Annotated in this window: 11 protein-coding genes; 1 reads left to right on the top strand and 10 read right to left on the bottom strand. The window is 70.8% G+C overall.

The window, feature by feature from the left end; genetic code table 11:
• Positions 1-72: 72 nt before the first annotated feature.
• The 8 genes from Vgi01_RS21820 to Vgi01_RS21785 all read right to left on the bottom strand — a co-directional run bounded on the left by Vgi01_RS21820 (position 73) and on the right by Vgi01_RS21785 (position 11840).
• Positions 73-1332: a hypothetical protein gene (locus Vgi01_RS21820; protein ID WP_204292244.1), complete on the bottom strand. Its 1260-nt coding sequence runs from the start codon at positions 1330-1332 to the stop codon at positions 73-75.
• Positions 1311-2213: a sulfotransferase domain-containing protein gene (locus tag Vgi01_RS21815; RefSeq protein ID WP_204292205.1), complete on the bottom strand. Its 903-nt coding sequence runs from the start codon at positions 2211-2213 to the stop codon at positions 1311-1313. Before Vgi01_RS21815 ends, Vgi01_RS21820 begins: the two co-directional genes overlap by 22 nt.
• Before the next feature lie 7 nt (positions 2214-2220).
• The gene (locus Vgi01_RS21810) at positions 2221-3822 is read right to left on the bottom strand and encodes a lipopolysaccharide biosynthesis protein (protein WP_102658467.1); all 1602 of its coding nucleotides are present in this window, start codon (positions 3820-3822) and stop codon (positions 2221-2223) included.
• Positions 3819-5171 (bottom strand): O-antigen ligase family protein, encoded by a 1353-nt coding sequence (locus tag Vgi01_RS21805; protein WP_102658468.1) that lies wholly within the window; start codon positions 5169-5171, stop codon positions 3819-3821. Before Vgi01_RS21805 ends, Vgi01_RS21810 begins: the two co-directional genes overlap by 4 nt.
• 2 nt (positions 5172-5173) lie before the next feature.
• Entirely contained in the window at positions 5174-6772 is a 1599-nt protein-coding gene (locus Vgi01_RS21800) for a P-loop NTPase family protein (RefSeq protein WP_204292204.1), read from the bottom strand.
• A 150-nt stretch (positions 6773-6922) separates the two neighbouring features.
• A complete protein-coding gene (locus Vgi01_RS21795; protein WP_204292203.1) occupies positions 6923-8845 on the bottom strand; it encodes a hypothetical protein in 1923 nt (640 codons plus the stop codon).
• A 225-nt stretch (positions 8846-9070) separates the two neighbouring features.
• Positions 9071-10786, bottom strand: a complete 1716-nt coding sequence (locus tag Vgi01_RS21790; protein ID WP_204292202.1) for a glycoside hydrolase — start codon at positions 10784-10786, stop codon at positions 9071-9073.
• Positions 10787-10967: 181 nt separating this feature from the next.
• Positions 10968-11840, bottom strand: coding sequence for a shikimate dehydrogenase (locus tag Vgi01_RS21785; protein ID WP_204292201.1), 873 nt, complete (start codon positions 11838-11840; stop codon positions 10968-10970).
• A 6-nt stretch (positions 11841-11846) separates the two neighbouring features.
• Here Vgi01_RS21785 and Vgi01_RS21780 point away from each other — a divergent pair, with 6 nt between their 5' ends.
• Positions 11847-13103 (top strand): endo-1,4-beta-xylanase, encoded by a 1257-nt coding sequence (locus Vgi01_RS21780; RefSeq protein WP_204292200.1) that lies wholly within the window; start codon positions 11847-11849, stop codon positions 13101-13103.
• A gap of 18 nt (positions 13104-13121) precedes the next feature.
• Here Vgi01_RS21780 and mltG read toward each other — a convergent pair whose 3' ends face one another.
• A complete protein-coding gene (mltG, locus tag Vgi01_RS21775) occupies positions 13122-14315 on the bottom strand; it encodes an endolytic transglycosylase MltG (protein ID WP_102658473.1) in 1194 nt (397 codons plus the stop codon).
• On the bottom strand, positions 14316-14774 hold the full coding sequence (gene ruvX / locus Vgi01_RS21770; RefSeq protein WP_204292199.1) for a Holliday junction resolvase RuvX: 459 nt from the start codon (positions 14772-14774) through the stop codon (positions 14316-14318).
• Positions 14775-14800: the final 26 nt, after the last annotated feature.

Raw genomic sequence — 14800 nt, 5'->3', positions numbered from 1 at the left:
GCGACTCCCCACAAGTCAGCTGTGCCTGCACCACGGTCGAGCCGTACCCCCAGCGGTCGGCCCGACCTTCTCTCACTGTCGTTTCTCGATGACGTCAAGCAACGCCGGATGCAGCGCCGGGTTCCAGCCGGCACCGGCGTCGGCCAGCCGCCAGGTCCGCAGCCACATCTCGATCAGGTACGCGTCGGCGACCAGGCGGCGACGGGCCGGGTCCAGGCCCAGCCGGTCGCCGTACCGGTCCAGCCACTGGCGTACCTGCTCGGCCGCGGTCGCGGCCGGTTCACCGCGCAGCACCAGGGACCGCTGGAACGCGTCGTGGGCCAGGTCGAAGCCGACAGGTACGTCCGGCCCGCTGTGCTCCCAGTCCCAGGCGACCAGCTCACCGGCGTGCCGACCGAGGTTCCACGGCACCCAGTCGCCGTGCCAGTGGCCGAACTCGACGGCCACGTCGCCGTGCCGGCGGGCCAGTTCCGCCACCGCCGCCACCGCCCGTGCCCCGGCCGGATCCGTCTCGGCCGCCCGCTGCGCCTGCGCCGTCAGCCGATCGAGGAACGACGAGCCGGCCAGCGGACGCGGTGTCGCCGGTGGCCGACCCCGCCGGGCCACCGCGAGCAGCGCCGCGAGCTCCGGCGGGGCGTCGACCGGCACCCCGCGCACCCCGGTGGGCAGCGGCTCGACAAGCGCCACGGCCTGCCCCGCCCAGTTGGTCTCGGCGAGCAGCCGGGGGGTGGCCGGATGCCCGGCGACGCCGGCCACCTCCGCCACCTCGCGCAGCGCCGCCGCCTCGGCGGTGACAAGCGCCCGGGTCGCGTCGTTCCAGCCGATCTTGGCGTAGCCGCGGGGTGTCCCCGAGTGGTCGAACAGTTGCAGGGTCGGCTTGTGGTTCGGATCCGGCGGGCGGACCCCGCAGGCCGCGTACGCCCGGCCGCCACCCAACTCGGTGCTGAGCCGCTCGGCGAGCAGCACCTCGGCGGGATCGAGCGCGGCCGGCACGGCGACGCTCAGCACCGGAAACGGTGCCCGGGCGACCACACCGGCCCGCGCCGCCACGCCGAGGGCGGCCCGCACGGCCCGCACCTTCACCGGCCGCAACGCGTTGTACGCCAGCAGCGCCGCCGCGGTCGCCCGCGACGAGCCCAGCGGCAGCAGGAACCGGGCCCGGTCAACCGACGGGACGACGGCGTAACGGGCCACCACCGTGTGCCCGGCCGGGACCGGGGCGTCCACGGTCAGCGTGATCCGCTGGTCACCGAAGACCGCCCGGGTGACCCACCCCAACCCGTCCTCGCGGCTACGCAGGTCGTCGGCCGTCACGCGACCTGGTCCGGCCAGTCGAGGCGCAGCCCCAGCCGCTGCCGCAACGCCTCGTTGTACGGGCGGTAGTACTCCGTCAACTCGGCCCGCAGCGCCGGCTCCAGCGGCGCCGACCGCCGGTCGTTGTAGACCTTGAAGTCGGGCAGGTCGTGCGCGGGCAGCCCGAGGAAGTCCAGGGTGCGCCGGTAGGTGGCCCGCGCGTCGCGGTACAGGTCCTCGCTGGGCAGGAAGAGCAGCTGCGCGCGGTCGAAGTGCGCCAGCCACGGCTCCAGGTGCTCCAGGTAGCGGCCCCGCGCCCGGTAGGTGTACCAGTCGTAGGGCTCACTGAAGTACTCCGGCTCGGCGATCAGCCGCTCCCGCTCCCCCGCCGTACGCTCCGGCTCGGCGGCCAGCGCGGCGGCGAAGTCCAACGGCTCCACCCCGTTGGTGCGCCGCTCCTTCCAGTGCGAGTACGCCCGCTCCACCGGATCACGCAACAGCACGATGAGCTTCACCTGCGGCATCAACGCGGCGACCCGCTGCGCGGCCAGCGGGTGGAACATGTACAGCGGCGCGGCCTCGCCCACCCGCACCGGACCACCGTGCCGGTTCTCCAGCGTCTCCCGCTGCCGCTGGGTCGGGAAGTGCGACCGGTACCACGCCTCGCCGCGGCCCCAGTTCTCCTCGAAGTAGTGCGAGGACTTCGTGTTCCAGGCCGGGAAGAGTCGCGGCACCAGCGGATGCTGGATGAGGTAGTTCCACAGCGATGTGGTGCCACCCCGCTTGGTGCCGATGATGAGGAAATCCGGTAGTGGCCGACGGTCGCTGGTGCGTACCCCGTAGTCGACGAGGCCCTCCCGCACCCGGCTTGTCACCTGGGTCGGCACCAACTGCTTAACCCGGTCGCGGATGGACGCCACGACGATGTCACCTGCCCTTCGAGGGACGCGGCGCGACGCTCGGCGCCCCGCCACGGATCTGCACCATGGTCGCCCGGATGCCCTGCCGCACCCGAGGCAACGTCAACAAACCGACGCAACCGACCGCCAGTACGGCCAGCGCCACCGCCAGACCGACGATCCCCCGGCCGCCGGCCAGCACTCCGACGATCGCGGCGGCACCCACGCCGCCGACCGTGAGCAGTGCGGCCCGCAGCATCGACGTGTCGGCCAACGGCTGACCGACGACGATGCGGGCACAGGTCACCGCGATCAGGTTCTCCGTGACGATGCCCGCCGCCCAGGCGCAGGCCGCGCCGGTGGCACCGTGGGCGGGGATCAGCACCAGGCCGAGGGAGACGGTGACCGTGAGGCCGGCCACGGTCGCCGCGAGATGCAGCCCGCTGCGCCCGCTCATCAGCAACATGCTCTGCACGTTGCCCACACCCGTGTTCACCAGCATGGCCAGCGCCAGCACGGTCATCGCGGTGGCGCCGCCGGCGAACCCGGAGCCGAAGAGTTCGAGGAACCCCGCGCCGAAGACGGCCAGCAGCAGGTACACCGGCCAGGACAGCACCAGCGCCCAGGTGGTCAACTGCCGGTGCAGGGCGGCGGCTGCATCGGGACGGTCCTGCCCGAACAACCGGGACAGCTGCGGCGACACCGCCACCCGCAGCCCCTGCATGGCGAGCTGTCCGGCCAGGATGTAGCGGCTCACCGCGCCGAAGATGCCGGCATCTGCCGCACCGGCGAGCACTGTGGTGAGCAGCACACCGATCCAGACCGCACCCGAGTCGATGGCCGCCGACGCGGCCCGGGGCAGGGAGAACCGCCAGAAGGATCCCCACTCGTCGCGCCCGGCGCGCAGTCCCGCTCCCCGGCCGATCCCCAACGGCCCGACGACCAGCAGCAGGGTCACCGCAGCAGCCAGCAGGGCCGGCACCACCCAGCCGGTCATGCCGGCCAGCAGGCCACCGCCGGCCAGCAGCACGGCCGCGCCGACCAGCAGGGGCCGCGCGGTGGGCAGCAGCACCGACTGCACCGCGACGTACATCCGCATCGGCCGTACGCAGCGCAGCACGCCGAACAGCAGGGTCATCGCCACCACCACCGGCACCGCGGCGAAGCTGACCCGCAGCAGCGCACCACCGTCGACGCCCGCGCCGTCGAGCAGTCGGCGCGCGAGCGGGTCGGCGGCGAGGATCCCGACGGCCGCGATGACGAGCGCCGCCGACAGCGGCGGAATCAACGCCACCGGCAGCATCCGGGCCGCGTCGCCCTGCGGGCCGAGCCGGCGTCGGGGCAGGCTCCAGATCAGGCCGGTCTCCGCGCCCAGCACGCAGAGCGCCGCGGACACCGTCACCACGCCGATCGCCGCGAAGAAGACACCGGAACCCTCGGTGCCGTAGCCGCGGGTGATGACGACGACCAGGACGAAACCCATCAGCCCGTTGACGGCGGCACCGAGCAGCCCGGCCGCGCCGCTGCGGGCGCCCCGGCGGGTCTCGGTCGCGGTGCTGTCCGGCGCGGGCTCGGCCGGGCCGCCCGTGGCGGGCGGCTGCGGCGCGGGCGGGTGGACGGGGAGGCTCATGCCACCACCTCCGGTTGGGCCGCGGACGGGTGGGGCAGGGCCGGGCCGGGTGGCCGGGCCTCGCGTTCCACCAGGGACATGGTCAGGGCGACGGCGAAGAACGCCACCGCGAGGTTCGGGCTGGCCAGGCCGTAGAACGGGATCTGCACGATGCACACCACCGGCACCACCGCCAGCCACTGGCCCGCCGCCGAGCGGGCCCGCGCGCAGATCACCGCCACGAGCGCGAACCAGGCCAGGAAGAACAGCAACGCCGGTACGCCGTGACAGAACAGCACCATCCACAGCTGGCCCTGGGTGCCCACCGGAACGGGTGCGCTGATCGTGTCGACGGTGGCCGGCGCGCCGTAACCGAGCCACGGTGACTCCGCCACCCGCCGCAGCACCTCTTCGTAGAGGGCGAACCGGTCGCTGTTGGTGTCACTGGACTCGACCCGGTTGCCGATCAGCTCGGTGACCGGGATGAACAGGGCGGCCAGGCCACCGATGAGCAGCACACCGACCACGGAGGCGCCGACCCGGACGTTGCCGCGCCGGGCGGCCCGCAATCCGAGCACCAGCAGCCCGGCGCCGAGGCTGACGAACATCGTCCGGTTGAGGGTGAGGAAGGCCGGCGCCAGCGACAGCGGCAACGACGCGATCACCGCCCAGCGCAGCACGCCGTGGCGGCGCAGCATGACGAAGGCCACCACGCAGGGCAGCGTCATCGCGTACGCGCTGCCGTAGTTGTTGGTGTACGGGAACGGCGCCGACGGCCGGTAGATGGGGTTGAGCGCGCGGGGGCTGTACTCGCTGGCCGCGATCCGTACCAGATCCTGGATGTAGGCGTTGCCGGAGACGCCACCCGGCAGCAGCATCTCCATCGGCGTGCTCATCTCGAAGCGGGGCGCCAGCACACCCAACCAGCCGAGCACGACCAGCCCGAACCAGAACAGGCAGATCGGCACCAGCAACGTGGACAACTCGATGCCCTGGCGCGCCACCGCGTACACGTACACGCCCACCACGAGGGCGGTCACGTAGAAGCCGAGTCGCAGGCCGAAGGCGAGCAACGAGCCGACCGAGGACAGTTGGGTGGCGCTGACCACGACCAGCGCCAGGAACAGCAGCCACAAGCCGGTGCCCGGCGGCAGCGGCACCCGGCCACGGACCAGCAGCAACGCCAGCAGCACCGCGCCCAGCAACGACCAGCCCAGATAGAACGCGCCGGCCAGCCACCAGAGCGGCACCAGCCCGAACATCACCACCAACGGCCAGACCGGTAGCCGGGGCAGCACCGGGGCCACCAGCCGGGCGCCCGGATGCTGGCCAGCCGGCTCGTCGACCGACGGCGGGCTGAGGGTGGGCACGGTCAGCCCCGGCCGCTGCGGGTCAGGACGAATCCCAGCGGGGCCACTCCGGCGGCCCGCAGCCGCTCCGCCAGGCGGCGCAGATCGCCCTGCTTCGTCCGATCCTGCTCGACCACCACGACGGCGGTGCCCTGCCGGGCGGCGGCCACGCCCCGCTCGTCGGCCTCGGCCGGCGGGGCGTTGAACAACACCAGCCCCTGGGCGGCGCGCTGCCGCCAGGTGCCGAAACGCACCCCACCGGCACCCACCGGCACCTCGTCGGCCTGCTCGGTGACCGGGCTCTTCGCCGTCACCGGGCCACCGCTCATCCGGGGCAGCATCATCGTCGCCTCCGGGTCACCGGGCGCCGGCCGGGCCGGGCCGGGACGCGGGGACGGACGGCGTACCGGCGTGATCTGCTCGGTCACGTCGTCGAGGGAACCGGAGCCGTCCGGGCGCGGCTTGGGGATGCTGGGGCGGGCCGGGTTGACCGCAGCGGGCAGCCGACCCCGATCCGTCATCACCGTCGCGCGCAACTCGTCCAACCGGCCGCTGTCGTCGGCCACGTAGACGTCCCGGCCGGTGGCCGCCAGGGCCACCGCCAGGCCGGCGGTGAGGGTGGTCTGGTCTTCCCGGGTGGTCAACAGGGCGATCCGGGCCGGTTCGCGTACCCGCTCCGCGATGGCCATCGCCACGTAACGGATGTCCGCGTCCACCGGCCGGCGCCGCCCGAACAGCCCCTGTCCCCGCACGGTGCCCAGCAACGGCAGGCCGGTGGCGTCGCGCCCGTCGTCGACCGAGCGGATCCGCCGGTCCATCGACTCCCAGGCGTAGGCCAGCACCACCCCGAGCAGGAGACCACCGAGCAGTCCCGCCGCCACGTAGAGCGGGCCGCGCCCACTGGAGGAGACCAGGGCCTTCTCGGCACTCTGGGTGACCCAGCCCGGGTTGACATCGACCGCCGCGATCTCGGTACGGGCGGAGCTGAGCTGGGTCAACTGGTTGTTCACCCCGGCGAGTTCGGCGACGACCGCTTCGCGCGCCCCGTCCCGCGCGTTCGCCATCCGTTTCTGCAGGGCAGCCTGCCGCGCGGCGACGTCTTCGATGCTCTCGTCGTACGAGCGCAGCATCTCCTCCCGCTGCCGTTCGTACATGTTGCGCCGTACGTCCAGATAGGACTGAGCGGCCAGGTTGGCATTGTTCACCGCCGACTCGGCCGAATCGGCGGTGAAGGTGAAACGCAGGATCTGCCCGCCGGCGGGTACCTCCACGTCCAGCGCGTCGCGCACGTCGCGGGGATCCCGGCCACCGGAGTCGGCGAGCCGCTGCACCACGTCGGTGCCGGTGGCGATTCCGCTCTCCACGTTCATGTTCACCGCCCGGTCGGCGGCCGCACCGCTGGGGGTGAAGGCGTCGGTGACCACCGGGCGGACCGCGACCACCGCGCTCGCGCTCACCGCACCGGGGATCAGGAAGACGTACCCGATCGCCGCCGCCAGACCCAGCACCGCGACCGCGGCCACCAACCGGATCCGGTGCAACGGAACCCGCAGCAGATCGGTCAGCGTGACCGTACGAGCCGCAACCGTACCGCCGGACCAGCCGGGCTGTGCATCAGTCATGTACGCCACCGTCGCTACGTTGTCGAAAAGGAGCATCGCGGGTGCAGCGGCCTGCGCGACAGCTCCGCCCAGCGCTCGGGCCGGCGACGGGAATCCGCCGCCGGCCCGACCTGAACAAGTTACCGACCTTCTGCTACAACGGGTACACCCCTACTGCACCGCGAAGAACATCCGCGGAATCGACCAGGAGAGCCCGTCTGCGGCCGTGGTGAGCACCGTACTCGCCGTCCCGGTGACCGCGGGCGCGGCCGTCGGGTCGAACGGCGCGCTGCGCAGACTGCCGTCGGTGTGACCGTACACGATCTTGCCATCGACCCAGGCCAGCCCCCGGACCGCAGACCAGGTCACGCCGGTGGTCGGCAGGGTGAACTCGGTGGCGCCCAGGTAGTTGCCGTCCACCTCGAAGTACCGGTAGTAGAGCTGGTTGGCGCCGGTACGGGTGTAGTAGAGGCGACCGTCGAGGAAGAAGGCGCCGGTCATGTTCGCCGGGTTGTACCAGGCGTTGAAACCGGACGACTCCCACGGCACCCCGACATTGCCGCCGTTGAACATCGAGATGTCGATGCGGCTGCCGGTGGTGCTGCCGGGGACGGTCCGCGACCAGTAGATCCGGTCACCCAGACCCCAGGTCGCGCCGGCACCGGTGTAGTTGGGCTGGCTGACCGTGGTCGGCGTGCCGACCGTGGTGCCGTCGAACGGCACCCGCTGCAACTCGCCCGCGGTCACACCCAGGTACAGGTTTCCGGAGCTGGCCGACGACGGGTTCCGCGGAGTGATCGTCCGACCACCGGCGATCGGGAACATGCCGAGCCGGCCGTGGTACTCGTTGGCCATGCCGTCGGAGTTGTGCCCGAAGTACAGACCGGTGCTGCCCCGCCAGATCACCGGCACGGCCGAGCCCCAGTTGCTGGCCCCCGAGGGCAGGGCGCTGCCGCCCCGACGACCCGGGTTCCAGTTGACCGGCATGCCGGTGGCCGGGGTGACCGCGGCGATACCGAGCCGGTCGACCGCGCCGTTGCCAGCCCGGTCGCTGGCGTTCGGGTTGTTCAGCCAGCGGAAGTGACCACCGAGGTAGATGATGTTGTCGGCCACCTCGACCGACGTGATCGTGTCGTTGCCGGTGTAGTTGACCCAGGTGCCCAGCTGACCGGACCCCCGCGCGGCGGTCTCGAACCGGACCAGCGCGTCGCAGTAGGCGGCCGGCCAGCCGGTGCCGCCGTTGGTGCCGACGACGAACCAGCTGCCGTCGCCACCGAAGCGCAGGTCCTGCACGTAGTGCACGAAGGTGGCCGGGTCCCCGCACGGTGCGACGAACCGCTCCGAACTCCAGTCGATCACACTCGGCGTGCCTGTGGTGTCGATGAGCACGATCTGGTTACGGGGCAGCCCGTCGACGAGCGTGAAGTTACCGCCCACGGCCAGGGTGCTGCCGTCCGGGGTGACGTCGATGGTCCAGGCGTACGAACCGGTGCCGTGCCGGCCGACCGTGGCGTTGACGTTGAACGTCGAGTCGATCGCGCCGGTGGAGGCGTTGATCCGGGCGATGCCGGAGTGCGCCGTGCCGTTGATCCAGTTGAAGGCACCGGCCAGGTACAGGTCGTTGTCGTGCAGGACCATGTCGCGGATCATTCCGCCGTCGGAGCGGCCGACCCAACTGTCGACGGTCTCGCCGGTGGCCGGGTCGAGGGCGACCAGGTTCCGACGCGACACACCGTTGACGTTCTTGAACGTCCCACCGACGATCAACGTGCCACCCGGCCCGGCGATGAGGGCGTTGACCGCGCCGTCGAGCACCGGCACGAAGGCGGTGTTGATGGCGCCGGTGGTCCGGTTGTACGAGAACAGGTAACGCTGGGTGATCCACGGAGAACTGGCGGTCTGCCGGATCTGGGTGAAGTTGCCCCCGACGAACACGGTGTTGCCCACTTCGGCGAAGGCACGGGCCTCACCGTCGCGGCCGTGCGGGGTGTTGTCGACCGGGTTCGTCGACACGAGGGTGCCCGTCTCAGGTACGGGCACCACGGCCGCCTCGGCCGCCTTGGGCACGGCCAGTACCGCCGCGAGAGTTGCCAACGCGACAGCCGCGACCCGTACTCGACGTCTACGGGTGGGATGCCGTCGGAAGGAGATTAAGGGCACGCTACGCCTCCAGGGTGGACGGGAATGCCGGTAGCCTCTCGCGTCCACCCCGCAGGGCGACATCCGCCGATTGGGCGGTCGGTGAATCCGTTAGCGGACAGTGGCGACACCAGAGGCTTCAGCAGCGACCGAGTGTCCCAAACCGCTGTCCGGTTGCTGTCAGCGGCTCCCTCCGGTGGGTTGCCGCAGGTAGCTGTCCCGTCCCGCGGCGGTGAACCCGGCCAGCGCCGCGGCATCGTGGTTCATCGTCATGTTGCAGGTCTTGGTCGTGGTCGTCATGCCGGGCGAATTGAAGTAGATCGCCGCCTTGATTTTCGGGTGAGCCTTCAACGCCGCCGGGAATTCCTCGAACCAACGCCGTTTGGCGTTCGGATCATTCGCGTCGAAGTTCGTACCGAACTCGGCAAGCATCCGCGGCTTGCCCGCACCGATGCCCTTCTCGTCCAGCCACCGGTAGAACGATCCGACGGTGGTGCTCGGGCTCTTCCAGACCGTGCTGCCGTTGCACACGTGGAAGTTGTACGGATCCCAGGCGACCCAGTCGACGTACCGGTCCCCGGGGTAGAGCCCGGCATACCGGTCGTAGTGACCGGACCAGCCCATCATCGTCCACACCCAGACCGCGTTGCGGACGTCGGCTGCGGCGAACCGGTCGTGCACGTACCGCCAGGCCCTGACGAAGTCGGCGTCGCTGCCCTTGGCCGGCTCGTCCTCCGGTTCGTGGTCGAAGCCGATGAAGACGGGCTGCCCCACCGCCCGGATCCGGCCGGCGACCGCGTCGATCGTCTCGTCGTACCGGCCGCTGTACACGTCCTTCCAGGTCAGCACGGTGCCGGAGGAGAAGACCCGGCTCTCCCAGGCGAAGAACATCAGCCGACCGTCGCGCATCTGCTGCTGCTGGTACGCGTCCGGGAACGCACCGTTGCTGCCGGTGTTGGAGAAGTCGTGGTAGCGGTGCACGATGTCGAACTTGCGACCCACCTGCGCCTCGACGTCGGTGATGGCCCGGCCGTGGTCCCAGGTCTGTGGGTTGGTCGGCGAGTACATCCCCCACCAGGCGCCGCAGGACGGCACCAGCTTGTCCGACACCTTCCCGCACGCGCCGGAGTCGGCCGGCGGTCGGGTCGCGGTCGGCGTCGGCCGCGTGGGCGTCGGGCTCAGGCTGGGCGAGACGCTTGGCGACGGGCTCGGCGAGACGGGCGGTCGCGTCGGCGCCGCGGTGGGCGGCAGGGTGGCGCTCGGCGGGGGCGGCGCCGGTCGGCCGGCGACGTCGTAGCTGAGCACCAGGTTGGGCCGCAGATCCGCGCTGCGGTTCTCGGCGGAGGCCCAGTAGATGCGGGTGTCGAGGCCGGCCTGGGCCAGCGAGACCGTCCAGATGCCGTTACCCGTGACCAGCCCGGAGACGTCCCACTCGTTGAACCCCTTGGCGACGCCGGTGACCGTGTCCAGAGCCGAGACTAGGCGCTCCGGCGCCGGGCGCTGCGCGGTGGCGTCCAGGTTCGACGCGTGCGCGCTCACCGTGGCCTTGAATGCCTGCCAGGCGTGCACCCGCAGCGTGGCCCGGACGTTCGTCGCGTTCGCCGGCAGCGTGGTCACCATGAAGGCGAGCACCGCGTCCCGACCACCACGTGGATTTCCGTCGCACCGCGCCGGGCAGGTGGCCAGGGTCGACTTGACGCTGTTGTCCCCGTCCTGCACCACGGCCGTGGCGGTGGTGTCGGCGACCACCGGGATGGAGACGTCGTCGTCGGCGAGCAGCGGCACCATGGTCGCGGTGAGTCCGAGCACGACCGTGATGCCGAGGGCACCGAGGACAACGGCCTTGCGCCGGGGACCGGGGTGCCGGATGAGGCGATGCAGTCCACGCCTGGTCACGGAAACTCCTTGCGTCTGCGGCGGTAACGCTGTGCAGCGTATCGGTGTACACAACAGAGCAAGGGCATGACAGGGGGACCTAAGCGGGTCTTAATCCTCACCTAAGACTCAGCGCAGAAACGACCCTTTCGGTCCGTGATCACCCTCGCCCGGATCGAGCACCATGACACTCGTTCGTAGATCATGGACGGTTGGTGTAAGCGGCGGTCAACGCCGAGGACATCGCCGCACGTGGGGCCGGCACACCGGTGAACTGCTCGAACTGGCCGATCGCCTGGGCCAGCAGCAGGTCCAGACCGGAGACGATGCGGCAGCCGGCGGCGGCGGCCGACGCGGCGAGCGGGGTCGGCCAGGGATCGTAGATCGCGTCGAAGAGGACCGTGGTGGGACGCCAGGCCACCGTGTCAGCCAACCCGTCGGCGGCACCCTTGGGCACTGTGGAGATCAGCACGTCGGCGTTCGCCGACGTCGCCGCCTCGGACCAGGGCGCGGCGGTCAGCGCCAGGCCCAGGGAGTACGCCACCGGCGTCAACTCGGCGACCGCCGCCGGTCGGCGGGCGATCACGGTGACGCCAGCCGCCTGCAACCGGGCCGCCGCCGCCAGCGCCGCCCGGGCGGTGCCACCGGCACCCAGCACGGTGACCGTGGCGCCGGTGCCCACCCCCGCCTCGGTCAGCACCTCGACCATGCCGGTGACGTCGGTGTTGTCGGCGTACCAGGAACCGTCGGGTCGGCGTACCAACGTGTTTGCCGCGCCGACGGCGGCGGCGACCGGCGAGACCTCGGCGGCCACCGCGAGCGCCGCCTCCTTGCCGGGCATGGTCACCGACAACCCGGCCCACTCCGGGCCCAGGCCCGCAACCAGATCCGCCAGCTCCGCCGCCGCGCACTCGATCCGGGTGTACGACCACCCGTCGAGCCCGGCGGCCGCGTAGCCGGCATTGTGGATCACCGGGGAGAGGGAATGCGCGATCGGCTTGCCCACCACCGCCGCCTTGTGCACCGAGCCCGCCACCGACGCTCCTCCACCGCAGGGACGACTGTCACCTAACATCCAACAATGCCCGACAGCAGCCTGCGACACCGCACCGGAAAGATCACCCTCACCGTACGCGGACCGGGCCGGCAGCCGCTGGCCGAACAGGCCGTGACCCTCGCCCAGCGGCGGCACGCCTTCGCCTTTGGCAACATCGGCTTCGACTTCGTCGACCTGGTCGGCGGCCCCGACCCCGAGAATGCCCAGCCGTTCGGCGGTACGGATTCCTCGGATCTCGACCGGCTCGCCGACCTGTGGCTCGGCCTCTTCAACACCGCCACGCTGCCGTTCTACTGGGGCAGTTACGAGCCACGACGCGGCGCACCGGACACCGAGCGGTTGACGAAGACCGCGCGCTGGCTGGCCGATCGCGGCGTGACAGTCAAGGGTCACCCGCTGGTCTGGCACACCGTGCAGCCGCCGTGGCTGCTCGGCCTCGACCTCGACGAGGTCGAGGCGCTGCAACGGGCCCGCATCCGCGACCTGGTCGGCGGGTTCGCCGGCCTGATCGACACCTGGGACGCGATCAACGAGGCGGTCATCATGCCCGTCTTCGCCAACGGCGACAACGCCATCACCGACCTGGCCCGGGCCCGGGGTCGCATCCACATGGTGCGGATGGCGTTCGAGGAGGCCCGGGCGGCCAACCCGACGGCGACCCTGGTGCTCAACGACTTCGACCTCAGCTCGGCCTACGAGTGCCTGATCGAGGGCGTCCTCGAAGCCGGCGTGCGCATCGACGCGATCGGCTTGCAGACCCACATGCACCAGGGGTACCGGGGTGAGGAGTACATGCACGAGATGCTCGACCGGTTCGCCCGCTACGGCCTGCCGCTGCACCTGACCGAGACCACGCTGGTCTCCGGCCACCTCATGCCGCCGGAGATCGAGGATCTGAACGACTACCAGATCCCGGACTGGCCGAGCACGCCCGAGGGCGAGGCCCGGCAGGCCGACGAGATCGTCCGGCACTACCGGTCGCTGCTCGCCCACCCGGCAGTCGAGTCGGTCAACTACTGGGGGCTCACCGACCGGGGCGCGTGGCTGGGCGCCCCCGCCGGCCTGGTCCGCGCCGACGGCAGCCGCAAGCCGGCGTACGACGCCCTCGAAGCCCTGATCAAGGGCGAGTGGTGGCTACCACCGACCCCGATGCGCACCGACGCCGACGGCCGGATCACCGTCGAAGGCTTCCTCGGCGACTACACGGTGAGCGCGGGTGAGCACCGCGCCCACTTCACCCTCGACGCCGCCGACACCACCACCACGATCGACCTGACCTGAGCACGCGCGGAGCGGAACTCAGATGATGCCGGCCTGGCGGGCCTTGGCCTCATTCTTCTTGTGGTCCTGGTAGGTCTCGGCGAAGGCCGAGTTGCCCTCCTTGTCGATGGCCACGAAGAAGAGCCAGTCCCCGGCCGGCGGATCCATCGCGCCTTCGAGGGCATCCTTACCCGGGTTGTTGATCGGGGTCGGGATCATGCCACGCAGTTTGCGGCTGTACGGATTCTTGGTGTCGAGCAACTCGTCCTGGGTCATCTCGGCCGAGGTCTTGGTCTTCTGGCCGGTCAACTCCAGGTAGTAGTTGACGGTGACGTCCATCTCCAGGCAACCGCAGTCGAACGTGCCCTTGTACACCCGGTTGTAGGCGACCCGGGCGACCTTGCCGAGGTCCTTCTTGGTGCCGGCCTCGGCCTGGGCCAGCGAGGCCACGATCAACGCCTCGTACGGGCTGATCCCGCGATCCTTCTGCACCCGGTCGGCGAACTCCATCTCCCCGGTGACGGTCAGGAAGTGGTCGACCATCTGCCCGAGGATGGTCTCGGCGGTGGCGTTCGGCGGGATCTCGTAGGTGTCCGGGAAGAGGAAGCCCTCGATGGACTTCTTGGACTTCTTGCCGTCGTCGCGCTTGAACCACCAGTCCGGCACACCGAGCTTCTTCGGGTCCTTCGCGGCGGCCTCGAACTCCTTGACCGGGATGTCGGTCTTGTCGCTGAGCAGCTTGAAGATGCTCTTGGCGGTACGCCCCTCGGGGATGGTGATCCCATTGACGATCCGGCTGGCCGGGTCAAGCATCGCGGCCAGCGCCAACTCGCCGCTCATCTGCTTGCGCAGCTTGTAGGTGCCCGACTGGATGTTGCGGCTGCGGGAGTTCTTCTCGGCCGCCTCGATGAACGCCTTGGTGCTCTTGATCACGCCCGCGTCGTAGAGCGCCACGGCCATGTCGGCCAGGAACGCGCCCTGCGGAATCTGGATCGTCACTTCCTCGGTGCCCGCGCCGTCGTAGTCGGGGGTGACGAAGTAGCTCTGGACCCGATCGAAGCCGTAGAAGGCACCACCACCGATAGTGCCAAGCAGCACCAGGGCCAGCAGCAGCGCCAGCGCTGTCTTGCCCCGGCCCCCGCCGGAGCGACCGCCCCGCTTACGACCTCGGCGGTGCTTGCCCTTGTCCCCCCGATCCTGCTCGTCGTGACCGAGGTCCAGCTCGTCAAACATCTACGTCCGCCTCCGCTGCGTGTCCAGCCAGCTCTGCAGAATCTCCACCGCGGCGGCCTGGTCGACCACCGCGCGTTGCTTCTTCCCCCGGACACCTCGTTCGGCCAGCCTACGGCTCGCCAAGACCGTGGACATCCTCTCGTCGGTCAGCGTCACCGGGACAGGCGCTATCACCTCGGCCAGTTGTCGAGCGTACGCCTTGACGTGCTCGGCTGCGGGCCCATGTCGACCAGCGAGGTTGACCGGCAGGCCGACCACCACCTCGACCGCCTCGTGCTCGACGACCAACGCGGCGATCTCGACAAGATCCTTCGGCACCGCGTCCGGCCTGGGCTTCTGCTCCCGGGCGACGGTGACCAGCGGGGTGGCGAGCACCCCGTGCGGATCGGACCGGGAGACCCCGATGCGGACCTGACCGACATCCACACCCAGCCGTACACCCCGGGACAACTCAGTCACCGACCGTCACCTCTGTAGCGAAGGGG

The sequence above is a fragment of the Micromonospora gifhornensis genome, assembly GCF_016863515.1.
In the GTDB taxonomy this organism is placed as follows: Bacteria; Actinomycetota; Actinomycetes; order Mycobacteriales; family Micromonosporaceae; genus Micromonospora; species Micromonospora gifhornensis.
This window is presented reverse-complemented; position numbering and strand designations above follow the sequence as displayed.

Coding starts and splice junctions, on each gene's coding strand:
- Vgi01_RS21810 (WP_102658467.1), bottom strand. CDS start 3,822: ATGAGCCTCCCCGTCCACCCGCCCGCGCCGCAGCCGCCCGCCACGGGC.
- Vgi01_RS21800 (WP_204292204.1), bottom strand. CDS start 6,772: ATGACTGATGCACAGCCCGGCTGGTCCGGCGGTACGGTTGCGGCTCGT.
- Vgi01_RS21785 (WP_204292201.1), bottom strand. CDS start 11,840: ATGTTAGGTGACAGTCGTCCCTGCGGTGGAGGAGCGTCGGTGGCGGGC.
- Vgi01_RS21780 (WP_204292200.1), top strand. CDS start 11,847: ATGCCCGACAGCAGCCTGCGACACCGCACCGGAAAGATCACCCTCACC.
- mltG (WP_102658473.1), bottom strand. CDS start 14,315: ATGTTTGACGAGCTGGACCTCGGTCACGACGAGCAGGATCGGGGGGAC.